The organism is Bacteroides sp. QWL-09 (assembly GCF_058683585.1).
In genome coordinates, this window is sequence record NZ_CM178748.1 from 3,302,402 (window position 1) to 3,324,751 (window position 22,350).

The window sequence follows — 22,350 nt, forward strand, 5'->3', positions numbered from 1 at the left end:
TAATGTAGGATTAAAAGGTAGAGAATATGAGTAAGGATTTAATAACTGGTGCAGAAATATTAATGCGTTCGTTAGAACATCATGGCGTAAAAACAATATTTGGTTATCCCGGTGGATCGATTATGCCGGTATTTGATGCCTTGTACGATCATCAAAGTACGTTGAATCATGTGTTGGTTCGACACGAACAAGGTGCTGCCCACGCGGCGCAAGGTTTTGCACGGGTCTCAGGAGAAGTTGGAGTTTGTCTGGTGACTAGCGGACCGGGTGCGACTAATACGGTAACGGGTATTGCTGATGCGATGATGGATAGTACGCCGATCGTTGTTATATCCGGACAAGTGGCTAGTGGCTTTTTGGGCACAGATGCTTTTCAGGAAGTCGACTTAGTCGATATTACTCAACCCATCTCAAAATGGAGTTATCAGATTCGCCGTGCCGAAGATGTGGCTTGGGCCGTAGCACGTGCTTTTTATATTGCTCGTAGCGGTCGCCCTGGACCTGTGGTACTTGACTTTACAAAAGATGCGCAGTTGACCAAGACGAATTATACTCCTCAGACGATCGATTTCGTTCGTAGCTATGTACCGACTCCGGAGATGGATGAGCAGGCAATTGAGCAGGCGGCACAACTGATCAATGAGGCAAAAACCCCTTTTGTTCTTGTGGGACAAGGGGTTGAGTTAGGACATGCGCAAGAAGAGTTGAAGACCTTCATCGAGACTGGTGGTATGCCGGTAGGATGTACGTTGCTTGGCTTATCAGCGCTATCGACTGAACATCCTTTGAATAAAGGGATGTTGGGAATGCATGGTAATTTAGGTCCTAATATTAACACCAATAAGTGTGATGTGTTGATTGCCGTAGGGATGCGCTTTGATGATCGGGTAACCGGCAACTTAGCGACTTATGCCAAACAAGCTAAGATTATTCATTTTGATATTGATCCGGCCGAGATTAATAAGAATGTTAAAGTGGATGTCGCTGTATTGGGCAATTGCAAACAGACCCTTTCGGCCGTGACTCGCTTATTGAAGAAAAAGACTCATGATGACTGGGTGAATGGTTTTAAAGAATATGAAACAGTAGAATATGAGAAGGTCATCCGAAAAGAATTGCATGCTGCTTCGGGAGGCTTGACCATGGGAGAGGTGGCTCGAGCAGTCAGTGAGGCGACCAAAAATGAAGCAATTTTGGTGACCGATGTGGGACAGAATCAGATGTTGTCTGCCCGTTATTTTAAATATACTCAGAAACGTAGTATTGTCACTTCCGGTGGTTTAGGAACCATGGGATTTTGCTTGCCGGCTGCCATTGGTGCAACGTTTGGTGCTCCCGATCGTACGGTTTGTGCTTTTATGGGTGACGGAGGTTTGCAGATGAACATTCAAGAGCTAGGCACCATCATGGAACAAGGGTCGCCGGTAAAGGTCGTTGTGTTGAATAATAATTATCTAGGTAATGTTCGTCAATGGCAAGCGATGTTTTTCAATCGCCGTTACTCCTTTACCCCGATGCTCAATCCTGATTATATGAAGATCTGTTCGGCTTACGATATTCCTTCAAAACGCATCTCAGAACGAACGGAGTTGAACGGGGCGATCGACGAAATGTTACGTACCGACGGTCCTTACTTGTTGGAAGTTTGTGTTGAAGAAGAAGGTAATGTCATGCCGATGACTCCTCCGGGTGGAACGGTGAGTCAGATGTTGTTAGAGTGTTAAGCTCGTATTGTAAACTATTAAACTAGACAAAACGTGGAGAAAATATTATATACCATCATCGTTCATTCCGAGCATTTTGCCGGTTTGTTGAATCAGGTGACCGCCGTTTTTACTCGTCGGCAGATTAATATTGAAAGCTTGAATGTATCGGCTTCTTCTATAAAAGGAGTGCATAAGTATACCATTACAGCCTGGAGTGATGCTGAGACGATTGAGAAAGTGGTGAGGCAGATAGAGAAACGTATCGATGTGATTCAAGCGCATTATTTCACCGATGAGGAAACTTATTTCCATGAAATCGCATTATATAAAGTAGCCACAGCGATTTTTCAAGATCATGCTGAAGCTTCGGCAGTCATCAGAAAGTACAATGCGCGTATTGTGGAGATGAACCCGGTGTTCTCTATCATCGAGAAAAATGGTAAGAGTGAAGATATTACCTCGTTATACGATGAACTGCAAGTGTTGAAGTGTGTACTTCAGTTTGTCCGTTCGGGCAGAGTTGCGATCACGACGAGTTGTTTTGAGCGGGTGAATGAATTTCTGGATGCACGCGAAGCGAGTCATCTGGCTTTAGATTCGTCATTGGAATGAGTGAAATGAATAAGGATATTATAGTAAAAAGATTAATAACGGATAGCGGAGCTATCAAAATAAAAACAAAGAAACCATGGCAGAAATGAATTTTGGTGGTGTTACTGAAAATGTGGTAACACGGGATGAATTTCCATTAGAGAAGGCACGTGAAGTATTAACCGGTGAGACCATTGCGGTGATTGGCTATGGCGTTCAAGGCCCCGGACAGTCGTTAAACTTGCGCGATAATGGCTTCAATGTCATTGTTGGTCAGCGTAAAGGTGGTCAGACTTGGGAAAAAGCCATTGCGGACGGTTGGGTACCTGGAGAAACTTTATTCGAAATTGAAGAGGCTTGTGAACGTGGAACCATCATACAATATTTATTGTCGGATGCTGCTCAGATCGAAGTATGGCCGACAGTTAAGAAACATTTGACCCCGGGAAAAGCCCTTTATTTTTCACATGGCTTTGGAGTGACCTACAACGATCGTACCGGTATTGTGCCTCCGGCTGATGTTGATGTGATTCTAGTGGCTCCTAAAGGTTCGGGAACTTCTTTGCGTACGATGTTCCTTGAAGGACGTGGCTTGAACTCTTCATTTGCCATTCATCAAGATGCCACAGGCAAAGCTTGGGATAGAGTCGTTGCGCTAGGTATTGGAGTCGGCTCGGGCTATCTATTCTCAACAACTTTTAAACGTGAAGTGTATTCCGATTTGACCGGTGAACGCGGTTCATTGATGGGAGCGATCCAAGGTTTGTTGTTAGCGCAATATGAAGTGCTTCGTGAAAATGGACATACACCGTCGGAAGCATTCAACGAGACTGTTGAAGAGTTAACTCAATCCTTGATGCCGTTGTTTGCAAAGAACGGTATGGACTGGATGTATGCCAACTGTTCGACTACTGCTCAGCGTGGAGCTCTGGATTGGATGGGGCCTTTTCACGATGCGATTAAACCGGTGATGCATCAGTTGTACGATAGCGTGAAGACTGGCAATGAGGCTCAGATCTCTATCGACAGTAACTCGAAATCCGATTACCGTGAGAAGTTGAACGAGGAGCTTCGCCAGCTTCGTGAGAGTGAGATGTGGCAGACGGGTGCTGTGGTTCGTAAACTTCGTCCGGAAAACAACTAATCAGCCGAGCGTTTAGTGCTCGTTGCTTTTAGACGAGTGAAGAATAAAGAAAGAGCATCTATATTTAGGTGCTCTTTCTTTATTCTGGTTTTTCTACTCTGGTTTTGTTAACAACCTTGTGAGATCTCTTAAAACATGTTATAGAACATCGTTTTTCCTTTGGAAAGTTTGCAGATGTTCCCAGAGTTCGTACCTTTGTACTGTGTTTTTCATAGTATTAGATTTAAGGTTAACAAAGGTTGGAGTACAGCGGTACTCCTTTTTTTTTGCCCTAAACTCTGGAGTGTTGAGACCTATATACAATAAAGGGGATAATGCTTCTTAAATATCAGCTTGTAATAGCTTTATAGACCTCTTTTCCTGAGGTTGTCCCTCTTATTAATAATTCTTTTGCTCGTAAGAACTAGTCATTTAATTTGCTATTGCTTATTTGTTCGCCTATAGGCGGACGAAAGAAACACTGTAGGCGAACAAAAGTTTGCCTATAGGCAAACATAAAGACACCTATAGGCAAACAATTAAATCATCGCAAGAAAAAAGTTTAGCGTATGTGATCGAGTGGCTTAGCCCTAGGCAGAATGGGTGTAGCCTAAAGTCTATCAAAGAACGATACCGACCCAAAGAAAAAAGAGTTTTTAATCAATTCATATAGGCATCTTTATCAATAGATCTTATTCTTTGCTTTTTTATTCTACCTTTGCGACCTAATTGATAGAAAGATGCAATACTTTGGTGAAATACTTTCTTTGGGCGTGGCTATGTCGTGGACCGTCACTGCTTTATTTGCTGAAACAGCCAGTAAAAGGTTGGGTGCCTTACAATTGAACGTTATTCGACTAGTCCTTTCTTTTGTCATGATTGGAGCAACGTTGTGGTGGTTTACCGGTTCATTTTTTCCTCTCTATACCGATTCAGAAACTTTAATTTGGCTCTCATTATCGGGATTCGTGGGATATGTGTTAGGAGATTATTGCCTCTTTAATGCGTATGTACTCATCGGCTCTCGGTTCGGACAGTTATTTATGACTGTAGCTCCCATAGCTGCTGCTTTTTCCGGATGGATCATATTGGGTGAAAAGTTGTCGCTTCAGACCTTAGCCGGTATGATGATTACTTTGTTTGGCATTGGACTTTCTGTGTTAAGTCGTGGTAGTTCCAAAAAGATCGGATTAAAGTTGCCCTTGAAAGGTGTACTCTTTGGCATTGGTGCCGGGGTAGGGCAAGGCGTTGGTTTAGTACTGAGCAAAATAGGTATGAACTATTATGAAGCGGCCATTCCTGAACACATGGAATCTGTGTCGAACTTAGTCCCTTTTGCTGCGACTTTTATTCGTGCCGCTGTGGGAGCAATCAGCTTCATCTTGATTATGGGGTATAAAAAACAATTTCATACGCTAATGACTGCCCGCAAAGATTATAAAGGAATGGGCTCTGCTTTAGGCGCAACCATTTTTGGCCCGTTCATCGGGGTTTCTTTTTCATTAATGGCTGTTCAATATACTGAAGCCGGTATTGCAGCGACCTTGATGGCACTGACTCCCATCTTCATTCTTTGGCCATCACACTATTTTTTCAAGCAACAAATTACGTTTAAAGAGATCATAGGTGCTGTGATCAGCGTGCTGGGAGTCTCTTTGTTTTTTATCTAACTCCATAACGCACTCTAACAATAAGTTCACTTTCCTTATAAAAATATCGGGCTGTTTCTCAAAACAAGAGAAACAGCCCGAAGTCTTTTCTAGAAACCTTAACCAAACCTCTGCTTTAAGAATGGTTATAGCGGTGATATTGGGTTGGTTGATCTATACTTTTTGAAATGAACTCATTTCGCTCATTTGCTTTTTTGTTCATTCCATTAATCTTCTTTGATGACGACGGTCGTCGGTTTTCCGCAGTGGAGACCTGTAGGTAGCGATACGATAATTGGTTTTCCGTTGAGGGTTACCGTAATGCTTTTTAGTTTCGCATTCATGGTGGCATCGGTTACTGAGAGGGTTAAACCGTCTTTCTTCTCTTGCAACAAGACTGCGCAAGGAGAAGAAACTTCCAACGTCAGTTTTTTAGCCTCTAAGCGTGATGATGTGCTATAGAAGACGGCCTCAACGACCTTTTTGTCTTTAGAACGAATGGCTTGTACTAAGGTGTCGTTGCGTAGTACTTCGAAAGGAAGTTTTGAAGCGGGTTGTACTTGACCGGCATAGACCACATAACCGTAAGTGTCGTTGACAGCTTGCTGACCGTGATCAATCCAAAGACGTAGGGTTGGTAGTTCGGTGGGTAACCCTTTCAACTTGGCATTCGATGGATTGAATTTTTCCCATGAGGCTGGGCGCGTTTCACAAGCAACTTGAAGGTTCTTGGTGTATTGAGGAAGGACGGCGTATGAGAATTTGCCTTCTTGGGTGATCCAATTGGTTTTCTTAAGGTTGATCTTGATGGCTTTGACTTCTTCCTTGAACGACTCTTTTTTCTGACCATCGATGTAGATTGGTCCAACCCAAGCGGTTTGGTCGATAGTGGTTCGTATGGTGCCTTCCATCTCTGGACGGTTGTTAGTGATGCCTGCTCCCAAAGCGATGAAATAATCGCCTAGGATGAAATAGCCTTTATAGGCTTTGAATCCGTAAAGTAGGGAATTGTCGACTTGACTATCGCCTTGATCATTGACGCCTTTCTTACTAGCTCCGTGCATTTTTTCAAAGAGGTAGCCTCCTACAGCATTCTCTCCACCATCTGTGGTTCCCACAGCAAAATTATGTTGGCTGCAATAGCCTCTCCAGTTGGTCACTGGGATGAGCTTGTCCATGCCTTCACGAGCAGTGACCCCCGGTGAAGCGGTAACGTCCCAGCCGCCCATGACACGGAAGTATTCATCTCCATCGCGTTGAAAGAGCGTCATACCATCGGTTGGGTAAAAGTTGTAATTGTCGGCAAAAGCAGCGCTCTCTAGTCCATCTACTCGGAAAGAGGCCATGTTGATGCAGAACTGATAGTCGGGGGTTTTCTTCATCAAGTCGTCGTTGTTGTAGAACCAACGAGTGCCGTGATAGATCCCTTCTGGAGTATTGGCCATTTGGATGCGGTTCTTCCCGGCTTCCTTCTTCAACTGTTTTAATTCTTTCAGTTCTTCGGAGGTGAATGAAGAAGACCAATCTTTCAAGACGTTATTGAGCATTTTTAGATAAGAAATAGGCTTTTCGTCTGGATTGTAAACGTAAGAGTTACGGTCTAGCCCGATGAGACGGTAGCCTTTGTAGTAGTACCAATTACCACCGTGGAAGAAGTTCATGAGCGCTTCTACATTAGTGCGGTTTAGTTTTTTAGCCCATGGAGTCCCTTTGAGCATGCCAAGGATGTTCAAGGCATTGAAAGTCCCATCGATTGGATATCCCCAGATTAAGCACTGCATGCCGTGTCCCCAACCTGCTCCGTCGGCGGTGAACCCTTCAGTCCAGAAAGAATCGTTATAAGTGGTTTGTGAAGTCATGCTGATACCTCGTTGACAAACCTCGGCAAGGAGATCGACCATTGGTACGGAGTGGTACATGGCGGCTACTGGAAGTAATGAGCGATAAGCTAGGGCATTGCCACCTACCCACCAAACGTGGTTGCGGAAACGTTCGAGTGAGACAATATTCTGGTCGGTCTCATCGTTACGTAAAGGTTGTGTATAGGCTTGCAATCCTAATACTTTGAGCATTTCACACGCGTCCTTAAGTGTCGATGGGCTGTTTGTCTTTTCGGCTTCATCCATCTGATCTAGAAGAGCAAAATAGATGTTTGAGGCAATGGTTGGAATGGCAAAGCAGGAGGCGTGAAAGCGTGGTTTGTCATTGGGACGTGAAATTTCTAACTGTCCATAATGTACGATGGCTTTAAGTACCTTGTCGTCCAAAGCTTGTTCTTTATTCAGTTGACCTTTGCGATAAGCTTCTCCAATACAGTAGATGCGATTGAGAGCATCACCAATAAAGATGCCGACTTGATCGTTGACAGTATTCTGGAATCCTTTTTGATAAGCATTTTCACGTTCGAAACGTGCTTCGGTTTCATTCAGATCGGTAAATCGTCCGTCGGGAGTTAGTGCATTTAGGAAGGTAGAAGCTGCTTGAGGATCTTTGTCTCTGGTTGCCCGATAAGGGTGTTCATGGAAATAAGTTCGCAATGTTTTGATGGCTTCCGTCTTTTCGTTCGGCTGACCGATATTAGAGGTTTGGTCATAACGACGATAGTTCTGAAAAGCGAATTGTGGCTCGTTAGTTCTAATTTTTAGATCGGTGAGTTGCACATGATTCTTCCAAAGTCGGATGGCAAAATAGCCGTCGGCTTCTCCTTTTTCTATTGGTAGGCTGAACATGACTTCTCCGTCACAACGGAACGTGGTCATCCCATGACCGACATTAATCACGATCTCATACCATTTGTTCGGTTTGAGCAAATGTGATGGGTCGGTATATTCTTTGAGTATTGGCTTAATTTTACTATCGTCTATTCCGTAGTACTCGCCATGGTATTGCCGGAAACGGGTCGTTTTATTTTCATTGCCTCCGTAGCCGACATAAAAAAGATTGAGAGGATTGTAATTTGCAAAAATGCCTTTACGCCATTGACTGCGAGCGAAAAGATTGTTGGGATTTTTGGGATCTTTAGCTCCCCAAAAACAGTTCATGTCGCTTAGACGATCGTATTTGCCATTTTCCATAACGACCTTCATACGATAGCTAATCTCATAGTCGCCGGTCAGCAGGGTATCGTACCATAATGTTAATCCGTCTGGTGAAACGATATCTGTCAGTCGACCATTTGAGGTGATTCTGGCTTTACCGGAAGAGTCTTCCGATCGCCACGAGTTGAGCCCTTTTGTACCTTGAGCGGCTTTCGCTTCAGGTAGATAGGCGAGAAGTATTCCAATGAGTAGAATTCTTAAGTGGTTCATGTTGATTTGGTTTTTAGGACAAAAATACATTTTGGACAGGCAATTGAGGGTTGTTATTATACAGAAAAAGTGATAGAATTGTCCATCCCTTATCAATTACCTTTATTCCAGAATGATGCAAAGGTTCATTGAGCGAGCCATTTAGTGATGAATGGTTCACTCAATGAAAGATAAAACGTGGAATGAGATCCCACGTTTTAGGCGTTTAGCTTCTCTTTCAAAAATTGTCCGGTGTAGCTGGCTGCACAGTCGGCCACTTCTTCAGGAGTACCGGCCACAACTAAGTGCCCACCCTTGTCGCCCCCTTCCGGACCGAGGTCGATCACGTAATCGGCGCATTTAATGACGTCCATATTGTGCTCGATAATTAAGATGGTATGTCCGCGACGGATCAAGGCTTCAAAAGCGTCCAGTAGTTTGCGAATATCGTGGAAATGTAATCCGGTGGTCGGTTCATCAAAGATGAAAAGGGTCGGATCGGCTTTCTCCTGACTGAGATAGAAGGCGAGTTTGACGCGTTGACTCTCTCCCCCTGAGAGGGTAGAAGAGGGCTGGCCAAGTTTGATGTATCCGAGTCCCACTTCTTGCAATGGAAGAAGCTTCTTAATGATTTTCTTTTGACCTTGTTCAGCGAAAAACTCAACGGCTTGGTCAACTGTCATTTCTAAAATATCATAGATATTTTTATCTTGATATTTGACTTCTAGAGTGTCGGCTTTAAATCGTTTGCCGTGACACGATTCGCACTCTAGAACCAGGTCGGCCATGAATTGCATCTCGACGGTAATGCGCCCTTCGCCTTTACACTCTTCGCAGCGTCCGCCTTCATTGTTGAAGCTGAAGTATCCGGCGGTATATCCCATTTGTTTGGCCAAGGTCTGTTCGGCCCACAGCTTTCTAATCTCATCGTAGGCTTTGAGGTAGGTCACCGGATTGGAACGTGAGGATTTTCCAATAGGGTTTTGGTCGACGAACTCCACGTTACGTAAGTCGCGCAAACAACCACCTATTGACGAAAATTCTCCCGGACGTTCGGTGCACTCATCCAGCTCCCGTTTTAAGGCGCGATAGAAGATGTCGCGTACTAATGTACTTTTCCCTGATCCGGAAACCCCGGTCACGACGGTTATGACATTGAGCGGAAAACGAACGTCGACGCCTTTAAGATTGTTTTGTCGAGCGCCTTTGATCTCGATATAATTGTTCCATTGTCGTCGATAGTTGGGGACTGGAATTTCCTCTTCATGGAGGAGATAACGTACGGTGTGACTAGTGGTACCTTTTTGCAGATCGTTCATATCACCACAATAGACGACTTCACCACCTAGACGACCGGCATTAGGACCGATATCAATGATGTAATCGGCGGCACGAATGATTTCTTCATCATGCTCTACGACGACCACCGTGTTACCTAGCTCTTGGAGCTGACGGAGGACGTGAATGAGTTTGTCGGTATCGCGACTATGGAGTCCGATACTTGGTTCGTCGAGGATGTACAAGCTACCGACCAAGCTGCTTCCTAGGGAAGTGGCTAGGTTGATACGTTGGCTTTCTCCTCCGGAAAGGGAGTTGCTTAATCGATTGAGGGTAAGATAACCCAATCCGACGTCGATCAAGAAACGAATGCGACTGTTTATTTCAATAAGGATACGACGAGCGACATTGGTGTCGTGCTCGCTCAGATTCAGATGATCGAAGAAGGTTTTAAGTTCTATGATCGGGAGATCGACTAGCTCGGAGATGCTTTTTCCGTGAACTTTTACATACGAGGCTTCCGGTTTGAGGCGGGTACCTTTACATTTTGGGCAAACGGTCTTTCCGCGATAGCGCGCTAACATCACTCGGTATTGAATCTTATATTGGTTTTCTTCAAGCATCTTGAAGAAGTCGTTAATGCCATGAAAAGAGTCGTTCCCTTCCCACAAGAGTTGCCGTTGTTCGTCACTTAGCTCATAGTAAGGGGTAAAGATGGGGAAGTTGAAGGTTCCGGCATGTTTGATCAGTTGATCTTTCCACTCTCCCATCTTTTCGCCACGCCAACAGACCACTGCACCATCGTAGATCGATAGCGAACGGTCGGGCACAACAAGGTGTTCGTCGATGCCAATTACCTTACCAAATCCTTCGCATTCGGGACAAGCACCAATCGGTGAGTTGAAAGAGAACATCTGATCGTTGGGTTCTTCAAACACCATCCCATCAGCTTCAAATTTTGTACTGAAAGTATGTAGCTTGGTGGTTCCATCTGGAAGATAGAATCGTAACATGCAGGTGCCGTCACCTTCATACATGGCGGTTTCGGCAGAGTCGTTGAGGCGACTGATGGAGTCTTTCGATTTATCGGTGGCCATACGGTCGACCATCAAGTATACGTTGTCTGAGGGCTGGATGGTGTATTCGTCGATACGCGTCATTTCTCCGTTGACTTCAATACGGTTGAATCCTTGTTTGAGATCGATGTCTAACTGTTCGGCTAGTGTGCGCCCTTCTCGTAAAAGGATAGGTGTAAGTACGGTATAGCGCGTTCCTAGTGGATAGGATAACATACAGTTGACTATGTCTTCAATGGAGTGTTTCTTCACCTCTGTACCGCTGACTGGGCTGAAAGTCTTGCCAACACGGGCATAGAGGAGACGGAGATACTCATATATTTCGGTCGATGTACCTACAGTGGAGCGTGGGTTACGACTATTTACTTTTTGTTCAATGGCGATAGCCGGTGGAATACCTTTGATGAAATCACATTCGGGTTTGCTCATACGGCCTAGGAACTGTCGCGCATAACTGCTTAAGCTTTCTACATAGCGACGTTGTCCTTCGGCGTAAAGCGTATCGAAGGCCAAAGAGGATTTGCCCGATCCCGACAAACCGGTGATGACCACTAATTTGTTTCGAGGAATCTCTACATCTATATTTTTGAGGTTGTTGACTCTTGCACCTTTGATTGAGATATAGTTGTTTTCTGACATAGAAATAGCATTTTGAAACGATAAAGGGCAAAGTTAGCGATTTTCTTCCGAGTGCACAGATATTCAAAGGATAAAATTGAGATAAGAGTGCAATTCCTCTTGTTGTGTGGGCGACTGAAGGTGGACAATTCTGTCTTATTTTAACAGAATGATTTGCGGATTGTTGGAGTTGGTGGAGGCTTGTATTATCTTTGTGTCCATAATAACACCTATCTTGATATGAAATTACAGAACCTCATGCTTTTAGCGGCTCTTCTCTTTTGCTTTAGAGTCAGCGCACAAACACCCGAACGGTATCCGAAACGCGAATTTCGTGGGGCATGGATGCAAACGGTCAATAGTCAGTTCCGTGGTTTGACTACCGAAAAACTACAACAAACATTAATACATCAGTTGGACGTGATGCAGCGTGCTGGGATTAATGCGGTTATTTTCCAGGTGCGACCGGAAGCGGATGCACTTTATGCTTCGCAGTATGAGCCATGGAGCCGCTTCCTTACGGGTGAACAAGGGCGGATACCTTCTCCAATGTGGGACCCGATGCAGTTCATGATTGAGGAGTGTCATAAGCGAAATATGGAGTTTCATGCGTGGATTAATCCATATCGAGTTAAAACGTCACTGAAGAATCAGTTGGCTTCGACGCATGTGTATCATGAACATCCTGAATGGTTTGTGACGTATGGTGATCAACTCTATTTTGATCCGGCATTACCTCAAAGTCGTGATCATATTCGTAAGGTGGTGACTGATATTGTCTCTCGTTATGATGTGGACGCGATTCATATGGACGATTACTTTTATCCGTATCCGATCAAAGGGAAGGATTTCCCTGATGAAGCAAGCTTTGCTCGTTATGGCGGTGGATTTACCAATAAGGCCGATTGGCGTAGAAGTAATGTGAACGTGTTGATTCGTCAACTTCATGAAACGATTCGGGGGCTGAAACCTTGGGTTAAATTTGGTATTAGTCCATTTGGTATTTATCGTAATCAGAAGAGTGATCCTTTAGGCAGTGCTACGAATGGTTTGCAGAACTATGATGACTTGTATGCCGATGTGTTGTTGTGGGCCCGTGAAGGATGGATCGATTATAATATTCCTCAGATTTATTGGCAGATCGGACATCCTGCAGCAGATTATGAAACTTTAGTCAAATGGTGGGCTCAACATACTGAGAATCGTCCGCTATTTGTTGGACAGTCTATTCCTAACTCGGTTCAGAATGCTGATCCGATAAATCCGGAGATGAATCAACTACCTCGTAAGATGGCTTATCAACGGGCTTATCAGACGATTGGAGGAAGTTGCCAATGGTATTCTACTGCTTTGGTTGACAATATGGGGAATTACAGAAGTGCTCTTGAACAAGAATATCATAAATATCCGGCTCTGGTTCCGGTATTCGATTTTATAGATCATAAAGCACCGGATAAAGTGCGTAAGATGAAGGGGGTATGGACATCCGATGGATATATCTTGTTTTGGACGGCATCGAAATTTAAAACAGAGATGGATCGACCGGTTCAATATGTTGTGTATCGCTTTGAATCGAAAGAGAAAGTGAATTTGAATGACCCTTCGCATATTGTTGCGATTACACGGGATTGCTATTATGTGTTACCTTATAATGATGGTAAGGTGAAATATCGTTATGTGGTGACTGCACTCGATCGCTTGCATAACGAATCGAAGTCGGTCAGTAAGAAAATTAAGCTATAAGTTGGCTATCGAATAGGATCTTAAGATCTGAAGGATTTATTTTTTAAAGTCATTCTGTTTGAATTTCAAAACGGAGTGACTTTTTTATTGGTTCTTTTCTTTGTTTTTGGGGATGTTAAAGAGCTATGAATAGAGTAGGAATCCTGCGACGCCTGAAATGATCAGCAATTTGATTGGATTTAATTTATAATATCGGGTGGCAATAAAAGTGCCGATGAAGATAATGCAGCTAATTGTAAATGAATAGGGATCGTTGGTGGGCGAACTAAAATTATCGGGCGTCATCAAAACAAGTGCTGCTGCTGCAAGTAGTCCCACGATAGCTGGACGAAGTCCCCTAAATACAGCTTCTACTATGGGATTTTTATGGTGTTTGAGGAAAAAACGGCTGATGGTAAGCATCAAAATAAATGAAGGGAGAACCACTGCAAATGTTGCAACGACTGATCCCCAGATACTATCCGTAGAAGTGTACCCGACATAGGTGGCTGCATTAATTCCTATTGGGCCCGGTGTGCTCTGACTGATGGCAATGATATCCGTGAATTCTGACTTCCCAATCCAGTGGTGGTGGGTGACAACTTCATTCTGTATCATTGAAAGCATGGCATATCCTCCTCCAAACCCGAAAAGGCCTATCTTAAAAAAGGTATAGAAAAGTTGTAAATAAATCATGATGACTTCTTTTTATGGAAAAATTTTTTGTTTTTCCGTTCAAATAGATAAAAGAGGTATCCTCCAATACCTGCCCCGAGAATGATCCAAACGGGTGAGGTCCCTAATAACCAAATGAGCAACGCGGACAGGACTGGAATCCAAATATTGTATTTGCTGATTTGAGCTGAACGGGCCATGGTGAAAGTTGGTGCGGCTATTAAAGCGACGACTGCCGGGCGTATTCCTTTAAAGAGTCGTTCTACGATGGGGTGTTCCTTAAATCCGGAGAAAAAAAGGGCGATACACAAAATGATGATGAAAGAGGGGAGCACTGCACCTAAGGTGGTGACTATGCTGCCACGTACTTTACGTAATTTATAACCAATAAAGATCGCAATGTTGACTGCCAATACTCCGGGTGCTGATTGAGCAAGGGCTAACAGATCCATAAACTCTTCTCGTGTGATCCAATTTCGTTTGATGACGATCTCGTTTTCTATTAATGGAATCATGGCATAACCACCGCCTATTGTAAAAGCCCCAATCTTGAAAAAAATAAAGAAGGATTTTAAATATAGGTTCATGATCTCGATTATTCTTTATTATACTTACTTGGTGTGACTTTGAATTGTTTCTTAAATATTTCACGGAAATGTTTGATATCGCTAAATCCCGTCATATCGGCAACTTCTGTTACATTATATCGTCCTTCGGCTAAAAGTTCAGCTGCTTTTTTTAATTTGATCAATCGAATATAATCGCTAGGAGATTGTCCGGTTAGAGCTTTTAACTTGGTGTAAAAAGCAGTTCGGCTCATTCCGATCTGATTGCACAATTCGTCAATGGTAAAATCAGAATTCTCCATATGCTCCTCAACTAGGTCCTTTATTGAAGTGATGAACTTTAAGTCCATCTCCTCAGCAAAATTGGTCTTTTCTGTAGATTGTTCCTTGTTTTCGAGGTCTAAGTTAGCATATTTATTTTTAAGAAGAGTTCTGTTATTTAATATATTTATGATTTTTGCTTTGAGTAAGCTAGTCTTGAATGGCTTAATGATATATTCATCTGCCCCAGTCTCTAATCCCGCTAAAATATCTTGATCTTGGTTTAGTACCGTTAGTAGAATAATTGGGATGTGTGATGTTTCTATATTATTTTTAATAATTCGGCATAGCTCATATCCATCCATTTCTGGCATCATGATATCTGAAATGATAAGGTTCGGAGAACCTTCTTTAATGATTTCTAGAGCTTCTTTACCGTTATTACATCCTTTGACGAGGTAGTTCTCGGATAAAATCTGGTTTAAATAGTTGTTAAGGTCGTTATGATCTTCCACTATAAGAATATAAGGAATGCCGTTACCTTGCGAATGGATGATCGGGAGATTATTATGAGTTATCTTCGAGCTTAACTCTTTAAAGAAGATGGAAGGTAATCTTTTTTTGGAAGATGATTGGGGGTGGCTTAGTTTTTTAGGAAAGATGACTTTAATATCGGTGCCTTGATTTTCAAAACTGTCGACTTTTATCTTCCCATGGTGCATGTGTACGAACTTCTGAACAAGTACTAGCCCAATGCCACTTCCGGTTATTTTAGAATTAATGACGTTGCTCCCTCTAAAATGCAGATTGAAGATCTTTTTCATCTCTTTCTTGGGAATGCCAATACCTGTATCTTTGATTTGGATACCCCAATGTTTACGCCCATTGTGGATCGAGATGGTGACTAGTCCCTGCTCTGGAGTGTATTTTAAAGCATTGGACAAAAGATTCTTAATAATAGATTCCATTTTGTCTTTGTCGAACCAGACATTCAGATAGTCGACATTACTTGTAAAGGTCAGGGTTATATTTCGAACTTTGACATAGGACTGATAAGTCTCTGAGATTTCTTTAACAAAAGAATATAGTTCATGTTCCGATAAATTGAGTATTGGAGTATACTTACTCATCTGCTCAAAGTTTAGTAGATTGTCCGTGATGTGTAATAAGGCCTCTACATTACGTAAGGCAATGGCTATATTATTGACTTCTTCAGAAATCAACTTATCTTTGTTTTGCTCATTTAAAGCTTCGAGTGGAGCTTTGATCAATGTCAACGGAGTTCTAATGTCATGAGCCGTATTAATAAAAAACTGAATTTTATCATCCGAAATTTTATGTTGCTTTTTAAGATAAATGATTCGTATGGTGAAGTAACCGATTAGAGATAGAATGGAAATATAAAAAAGCATGCTCCAGATTGATAACCAGAAAGGATAGGCAATGTGTACGTCTATACTTCGTTCTTCAAGAATGACACGGTTATCTTCATTGGAGATGGCTCTAACCCTAAGTTTATATTTCCCGGGATTGAGATTCGTAAATTGAATGACGCTTTCAGGACTCGGATCGGTCCATTGATCAAAGAAACCTTCAAGTTTCCAGGAATATAAAACATCGGACGGACAATCGTAGTTTATCGAACTGACTTTTATGGAGAATATATTCTGGCTATATTTGAGTTTAAGCTCTGTGGTTTCATTGATCTCTTTTTGTAAGGGGGAACCCGAATCTTCGGGGTATATCGTTTGATAGAATAATTTAAAATCACTGAATACCATCTTGGAACGATACTGTATGTTCTTGTTTACATCTTGGTGAAACTCTATCGCTCCATTTGAACTTCCTAAAATGAAATATTTATTGTGACGTAAAATACCCGAGTGTGCATTGAAATGGGTAGACATCAATCCTTGCTCCTTTGTCCAATTCTGAAAGGTCTTTTTGTGAGGGTAATAGCAACTTAATCCATTTTCTGTGGCCAGAATGATTTCCTCTTTTTTACCTGATAGTATGCTGTATATGTTGTCTGAGATTAATGCACTGTTTTGGGTGTTAAGGTTTACGATTGTTTTATTGTCTGGATTATAAATGATTAATCCTAGGCCACTTGTTCCGATATATAATAATCCTTCCGGATTTTGATAGAGGCTATAGATATAGAATGACTTCATAGGAAACTCGATGTGGGTATAGTTGACGCTCCCTTTTTCGACTAAATAGAGTCCGGCAGCTGTACTGACCCACATCTGTTCGGGGTTCCGTTCTAAAATAGAGGTGACGGAGTTAATTCCCTTATATAGGTTTAGCGTTCTGTTTTTGGGATTTATACATTTTAGATTATAGTACCCGCCAATCCATATATTCCCTTGTTGATCTTTTTGGATATCTCTGATATATTTATCTCGTGGTATAGTAGTCTTTGAGTAACTAGATGGAGCAAGGCTGCTTACTTGTCCCGTCATTTTATTGATTTGATAAATTCCGGAGGAATATCCGCCTGCCCAGATGATGCCGGGTGAGACTTCACATAATGTCATGAAGATATGATTGTAGTTGGCCGATTCGTTGATGGAATACTTGAAAAATGTTTTCCATTTTTTAGTTTTGGTTTGATATAGGCTGATCCCGTTATTGGTTGCAAACCAAAGATCTTGATCTCTATCCTCGATGATATCGTTTATTTGATCATTCGATAAGGATTGTTCATTTCCGATGGTGTGCTTGATCCAATTATAGCTATCGTATTTGTTATCTTGTATAGTGATTCCTATGGGAAAATTAGCCATCCAGATGCATTTCTCGTCATCAATGTACATATCTGCGATACTACTTCCATTCATCTTATGATAGGATTCATAGTCGACTGTGATGTAAGGTTCGATGTGACAGGTTTGCATATTCATCTTCAAAATTCCTGCACCATCGGTTGCAAATAATAATTCATCGGAATTTAATGGCTTGATTCTGGAAATACTAACGTCTGTCAGACCATGCTCCGGGATTATAATCACTCCTTTTTTACAATCGAAGACAAAAATTCCTTGTTTAAAAGTTCCGATAAATACTTTTTGATAATTCTGATCATAATAAAGTTCTTCTATGTCTACAGATTTTAAATGATCTAAGGCTTTGCATGGAAGTTTATCCAGACGATTGTTTTTTAATGTCACCTGATATAATCCGTTGGTGGTACCAATATAGAAAAGATTATTGTCGGCTTGTTGTATAGAAGTAATAGGAAGATGGAGGGGATTCGCGATCTCTGTGATTTTTGAGCTTTTGATGTGGTATAGGTAAATGTGATTGGCATTACATAACCAAATATTGTCGCTGCGATCGATATAGCTATGATTGATGATTTCGGGTTGATCATTCGTTTCTTGCTCGGGCTTATAAACTAAATCGAATCGATCGTGATTTCGGTTGTAGTGGAATATTTTTCCTCTTTTCCCAATTTCCCAGAGCCCTCCTTGGCTGTCTAAGTATAGCCAATTGAGGTTGAGCAGTGAGTTTTGTTGATGTTCTCCATCCATCAATTTGTAAAACCGAAAATTTTTGCCGTCGAATCGGTCTATGCCTTCATGGGTTAGAAACCACATATAGCCGGTTCTATCTTTTTGAATGTAAAATACGCGACGATTGCTTAATCCGTCTTCGACGCCGATATAACGATAAGTTTGAGCTTGGGCTGTGGATGAAAGTAAGGTGAGGCAGATATAGATTAGCCAAACTTGAGTTCCCCTTTTAAACTGATATAATAATTGCTGTTGGAGAAAATCTCCAATAAAAACGTGCCTATTCATACGATAGATACTGTTTAGAATGATTATCAAAAGGTTAAACAAAAGGGGATTTACAAATTTATAAAAAAAAATATAAAAACAAAGAAATATGCATTTTTTTTACACTCTATGGTTTGGCGTAAATATCAATTAATCTGATGGTTCGGTGGTAAATCGGCGTGAGTAAGGATTAGTTATAACAAATAAGGGCTGCTCAATTGAGCAGCCCTTATTTGTTATAGATCATTTATATTAATCTTTTTTTTCTTCAATCCATTTCTTAGCATTTACAAAAGCTTCGATCCACGGAGTGATTTGATCACTACCTTTTCTGTTTTCCGGATAATAAGCATTTTGCCATGGGAAGATAGCACGTTCTAAGTGAGGCATCATCGCTAAGTGACGGCCATTGGCACTAGCTAGAGCTGCAACCGAATAGTCTGATCCGTTTGGATTAGCCGGATATTCGTCGTAACTATATTTAGCTACAATGTTGTATTGGTCTTCTGCATATGGCAAAGAGAACTTACCTTCACCGTGAGCCACCCAAATACCTAGCTTGCTACCACTTAATGAGCCAAACATCACACTACGGTTGGTTGGAATGGTTACGCCGACAAATGAAGACTCAAATTTGTGAGAATCATTGTGTAGCATTTTACCTTTCTTCTCGTGTTCCGGATAGATCAGTCCAAGTTCCATCATTAACTGGCAACCGTTACAGATACCCAATGACAGAGTGTCTTCACGGGCATAGAAGGCGTCGAGTGCAGCTTTGGCTTTCTCGTTGAACAAGAATCCACCTGCCCAACCTTTAGCTGAACCTAGAACATCGGAGTTGGAGAATCCACCACAGTAAACAATCAAGTTGACCTCTTCTAGAGTTTCACGTCCGGTAATCAAGTCGGTCATGGTGACGTCCTTCACGTCGAATCCTGCCAAATAGAGTGAATAAGCCATTTCGCGTTCACCATTTGTTCCTTTTTCGCGGATAATGGCGGCGCGAATGCCTGTTGGTGTGCGGCGATTAGGATCAATACCGTATTGTGAGAACTTACCTTTGAATTGGTTCATGAAGGCAAACTCAATCGGTTGCATTTTGTAGTTTTCAAAACGTTGCTTAGCACAACCATTCATCGATTGTTTACGATCGAGCAGATAAGATGTTGAATACCAAACATCGCGCATATAGTCAATACCAAATTGGTACGTTGCGTCGTTATGATCAACCAAGATATGGCGTTCGTCTACCGGTTGACCTAATTTGATAAAGCCTACACCAGCCTCTTCAAGGATACGTTTCACTTCCTCTTTATGTTTGTCGCTCACTTGGATCACCACACCAGGATTTTCTGCAAATAAGATTTTGACCAAATCTTGTTCTTTAATCTTATTTAAACTGATTTCTAATCCGCCTTCTGCGTTAGCGAAGCACATTTCAAGTAAAGTGGTGATCAAACCTCCGGCAGAGATATCATGTCCGGCTAAGATCAATCCTTTATTAACGAGTTCTTGTAGAGTCAAGAATGCATCACGGAAATATTCAGCATCTTGTACGCTAGGCACATCGTCGCCTACTTTGCCTAAAGTTTGTGCGAAAGCCGAACCTCCCAGCTTAAGTTCATCAAAACTTAAGTCGATGTGATAAAGAGTTGTTTTTTCATCGTTAACAAGAACCGGTGATACGACTTTCTTTACATCCGATACTTCTCCACCGGCAGAGACAATAACTGTACCCGGAGAAACGACTTTTTCGCCATCAGGATATTTTTGGGTCATCGACAAGGAATCCTTACCGGTTGGCACGTTGATCTGAAGCGCACAGCAGAAATCGCTTAGTGCTTTGACTGCCGTGTACAAACGGGTATCCTCACCCTCTTGTGAACGACAAGGCCACATCCAGTTAGCCGAAAGCGACACACTGTCGAGTCCTTCAGCCAATGGTGCCCATACTAAGTTGGTTAAAGCTTCCGATACAGCCAAGACGGATCCTGCAGCAGGGTCAGCCAATGCTGCTTGAGGGGCATGACCAATAGAGGTTGCAATACCTTTTTCTCCACGATAATCGAGAGCGACGACCCCACAGTCGCTTAAAGGCAATTGGATCTCACCTTGCGTTTGTTGGCGCGCTACTTTGCCGGTTACCGAACGGTCTACTTTATTGGTTAACCAATCCTTACAAGCTACAGCTTCTAGTTGTAAAACGTTGGCCAAATATTCATGAAGTTTTGATTCCTCATATTGAGGCATTTCGTAATGACGTTCGACTGTTTTGTCTATCATGTAAGTCTTCGGAGAAGAACCAAACATCTGATCGACTGCCAAGTCGAATGGACGCACGCCATCGGCTTGTTGGAAGGCAAAACGTTGATCGCCGGTTGTTTCACCAACCACATACATTGGAGCGCGTTCGCGTTCGGCGATTTGGCGAACATGATCGATCGCTTCTTCTTTGATCAATAGGCCCATGCGTTCTTGTGATTCATTGGCAATGATCTCTTTGGCCGATAGTGTTTTATCACCAATCGGTAATTTACTCATGTCGATCACACCACCGCATTCTTCAACCAATTCCGACAGACAGTTAACGTGTCCTGCCGAACCGTGGTCATGAATCGATACCACTGGATTTTCATCTTCTTCGCAAAGCGCACGTACCACGTTATTTGCACGTTTTTGCATCTCTGCATTGGCACGTTGAACGGCATTCAACTCGATACCACTGCTGTAACGTCCGGTGTCGACAGAAGAAACCGATCCGCCACCAAGACCGATGCGATAGTTATCGCCACCGATAACCACGACTTTGTTACCGGCTTCCGGTTTACCTTTGAGGCAGTCGCGTTGTGTGCCATATCCTACACCACCGGCAAGCATGATCACTTTATCGTATCCGTAGGTTTCGTTATTCTCTGTGTGCTCGAAAGTCAAGACAGAGCCACAGATTAGAGGTTGTCCGAACTTGTTTCCGAAATCGGATGCCCCATTAGAAGCCTTGATCAAGATCTGTTCAGGAGTTTGGTACAACCATTTGCGAACGGGTAATACCTCTTCCCATTCACGTCCTTCTTCGGTGCGAGGGTATGAGGTCATGTATACGGCTGTTCCTGCGATAGGCCATGAACCTTTACCACCACCCATACGGTCACGAATCTCTCCGCCGGTACCTGTAGAAGCCCCATTAAATGGTTCCACAGTTGTTGGGAAGTTGTGTGTTTCAGCTTTTATAGAAATCACACTTTTAATATCTTTGACTTGGAAGAAATCGGGTTTAGAATGATCGGCCGGAGCGAATTGCTCAATCATAGGACCTTCGGCGAATGCCACGTTATCTTTATAGGCCGAGATGATTTTGTTAGGATTTTCCTGAGTGGTCTTTTTAATCATTTGGAAGAGCGATGATTCTTGCTCTACTCCGTCAATGATAAAGGTTCCACCAAAGATTTTGTGTCGGCAATGTTCCGAATTGATTTGTGCGAATCCGAAAACTTCCGAGTCTGTTAATCTTCGTCCGAGATCTTTTTCGACTTGTTTGAGGTAATCCATCTCATCGGTAGAGAGTGCTAGACCCTCTTTTTCATTGTATTCCTCAAGGTTTTCGATATAAATGATCGGTTCCGGTTGTCTGTTAGTCGTGAAGATTTCTTGGTTAAGTCCGGTATACATGCGCTGAAGCATGGGGTCATAGTCAGCCGTTTCATCTTTCACCGGGAAATACTCCTCAATACGCGAAAGACCTTCAAGTCCCATGTTTTGAGTGATTTCCACCGCATTCGTACTCCAAGGCGTGATCATCTCACGACGAGGGCCAACAAAACAGCCATTTAAGTTCTTTTCACTTTCCAGTGTCGCTTCTCCGAAGAGCCAGCACAGTTTTTCACTTTCATCCGAGGTAAGTTGGTGAATGCTCTCTACGGCAATCACACTTTTGGAAGGGGTTCTGAAAAAAAGAATCATGTGTGTATATTTACAGTGTTACGAGTTTCCGTTTTTAGATTAGGCTCCTCTCGTGG

11 protein-coding genes are annotated in these 22,350 nt (G+C 42.5%); 5 read left to right on the forward strand and 6 right to left on the reverse strand.

The features are described 5' to 3' along the window. Positions 1-26 precede the first annotated feature (26 nt). The 4 genes from ilvB to AC4PG5_RS13295 all read left to right on the forward strand — a co-directional run bounded on the left by ilvB (position 27) and on the right by AC4PG5_RS13295 (position 5,090). Positions 27-1,724: a biosynthetic-type acetolactate synthase large subunit gene (ilvB, locus tag AC4PG5_RS13280; protein ID WP_492029336.1), complete on the forward strand. Its 1,698-nt coding sequence runs from the start codon at positions 27-29 to the stop codon at positions 1,722-1,724. Between the two features lie 33 nt (positions 1,725-1,757). Then, positions 1,758-2,318, forward strand: a complete 561-nt coding sequence (gene ilvN / locus AC4PG5_RS13285; RefSeq protein WP_492029337.1) for an acetolactate synthase small subunit — start codon at positions 1,758-1,760, stop codon at positions 2,316-2,318. Positions 2,319-2,394: 76 nt separating this feature from the next. Next, the gene (ilvC, locus tag AC4PG5_RS13290) at positions 2,395-3,441 is read left to right on the forward strand and encodes a ketol-acid reductoisomerase (protein WP_492029338.1); all 1,047 of its coding nucleotides are present in this window, start codon (positions 2,395-2,397) and stop codon (positions 3,439-3,441) included. 719 nt (positions 3,442-4,160) lie between these two features. Continuing rightward, positions 4,161-5,090, forward strand: coding sequence for a DMT family transporter (locus AC4PG5_RS13295; protein WP_492029339.1), 930 nt, complete (start codon positions 4,161-4,163; stop codon positions 5,088-5,090). 206 nt (positions 5,091-5,296) lie between these two features. Here AC4PG5_RS13295 and AC4PG5_RS13300 read toward each other — a convergent pair whose 3' ends face one another. Together AC4PG5_RS13300 and uvrA are read right to left on the reverse strand one after the other, a co-directional pair. Continuing rightward, positions 5,297-8,377 (reverse strand): DUF6250 domain-containing protein, encoded by a 3,081-nt coding sequence (locus AC4PG5_RS13300; protein ID WP_492029340.1) that lies wholly within the window; start codon positions 8,375-8,377, stop codon positions 5,297-5,299. A gap of 197 nt (positions 8,378-8,574) precedes the next feature. Next, positions 8,575-11,349: an excinuclease ABC subunit UvrA gene (gene uvrA, locus AC4PG5_RS13305; RefSeq protein WP_492029341.1), complete on the reverse strand. Its 2,775-nt coding sequence runs from the start codon at positions 11,347-11,349 to the stop codon at positions 8,575-8,577. 219 nt (positions 11,350-11,568) lie between these two features. On the opposite strand from uvrA, the gene AC4PG5_RS13310 reads away from it, so the two are divergent. Beyond that, the gene (locus tag AC4PG5_RS13310) at positions 11,569-13,071 is read left to right on the forward strand and encodes a glycoside hydrolase family 10-like protein (RefSeq protein ID WP_492029342.1); all 1,503 of its coding nucleotides are present in this window, start codon (positions 11,569-11,571) and stop codon (positions 13,069-13,071) included. 123 nt (positions 13,072-13,194) lie between these two features. Here AC4PG5_RS13310 and AC4PG5_RS13315 read toward each other — a convergent pair whose 3' ends face one another. The 4 genes from AC4PG5_RS13315 to purL all read right to left on the reverse strand — a co-directional run bounded on the left by AC4PG5_RS13315 (position 13,195) and on the right by purL (position 22,294). Continuing rightward, positions 13,195-13,746 (reverse strand): chromate transporter, encoded by a 552-nt coding sequence (locus AC4PG5_RS13315; RefSeq protein ID WP_492029343.1) that lies wholly within the window; start codon positions 13,744-13,746, stop codon positions 13,195-13,197. Continuing rightward, the gene (locus tag AC4PG5_RS13320; protein ID WP_492029344.1) at positions 13,743-14,312 is read right to left on the reverse strand and encodes a chromate transporter; all 570 of its coding nucleotides are present in this window, start codon (positions 14,310-14,312) and stop codon (positions 13,743-13,745) included. The genes AC4PG5_RS13315 and AC4PG5_RS13320 overlap by 4 nt, the downstream gene beginning before the upstream one ends. Positions 14,313-14,320: 8 nt before the next feature. Next, positions 14,321-18,358, reverse strand: a complete 4,038-nt coding sequence (locus AC4PG5_RS13325; protein ID WP_492029345.1) for a hybrid sensor histidine kinase/response regulator transcription factor — start codon at positions 18,356-18,358, stop codon at positions 14,321-14,323. Between the two features lie 231 nt (positions 18,359-18,589). Continuing rightward, positions 18,590-22,294, reverse strand: coding sequence for a phosphoribosylformylglycinamidine synthase (gene purL / locus AC4PG5_RS13330; RefSeq protein ID WP_492029346.1), 3,705 nt, complete (start codon positions 22,292-22,294; stop codon positions 18,590-18,592). Between the last annotated feature and the right edge of the window lie 56 nt (positions 22,295-22,350).

Bases quoted from the DNA above. Each gene is read 5' to 3' on its own strand.
- AC4PG5_RS13320 (WP_492029344.1), bottom strand. From the start codon at position 14,312: ATGAACCTATATTTAAAATCCTTCTTTATTTTTTTCAAGATTGGGGCT.
- AC4PG5_RS13295 (WP_492029339.1), top strand. From the start codon at position 4,161: ATGCAATACTTTGGTGAAATACTTTCTTTGGGCGTGGCTATGTCGTGG.
- AC4PG5_RS13310 (WP_492029342.1), top strand. From the start codon at position 11,569: ATGAAATTACAGAACCTCATGCTTTTAGCGGCTCTTCTCTTTTGCTTT.
- AC4PG5_RS13300 (WP_492029340.1), bottom strand. From the start codon at position 8,377: ATGAACCACTTAAGAATTCTACTCATTGGAATACTTCTCGCCTATCTA.
- AC4PG5_RS13315 (WP_492029343.1), bottom strand. From the start codon at position 13,746: ATGATTTATTTACAACTTTTCTATACCTTTTTTAAGATAGGCCTTTTC.
- AC4PG5_RS13325 (WP_492029345.1), bottom strand. From the start codon at position 18,358: ATGAATAGGCACGTTTTTATTGGAGATTTTCTCCAACAGCAATTATTA.
- ilvC (WP_492029338.1), top strand. From the start codon at position 2,395: ATGGCAGAAATGAATTTTGGTGGTGTTACTGAAAATGTGGTAACACGG.
- uvrA (WP_492029341.1), bottom strand. From the start codon at position 11,349: ATGTCAGAAAACAACTATATCTCAATCAAAGGTGCAAGAGTCAACAAC.
- purL (WP_492029346.1), bottom strand. From the start codon at position 22,294: ATGATTCTTTTTTTCAGAACCCCTTCCAAAAGTGTGATTGCCGTAGAG.
- ilvB (WP_492029336.1), top strand. From the start codon at position 27: ATGAGTAAGGATTTAATAACTGGTGCAGAAATATTAATGCGTTCGTTA.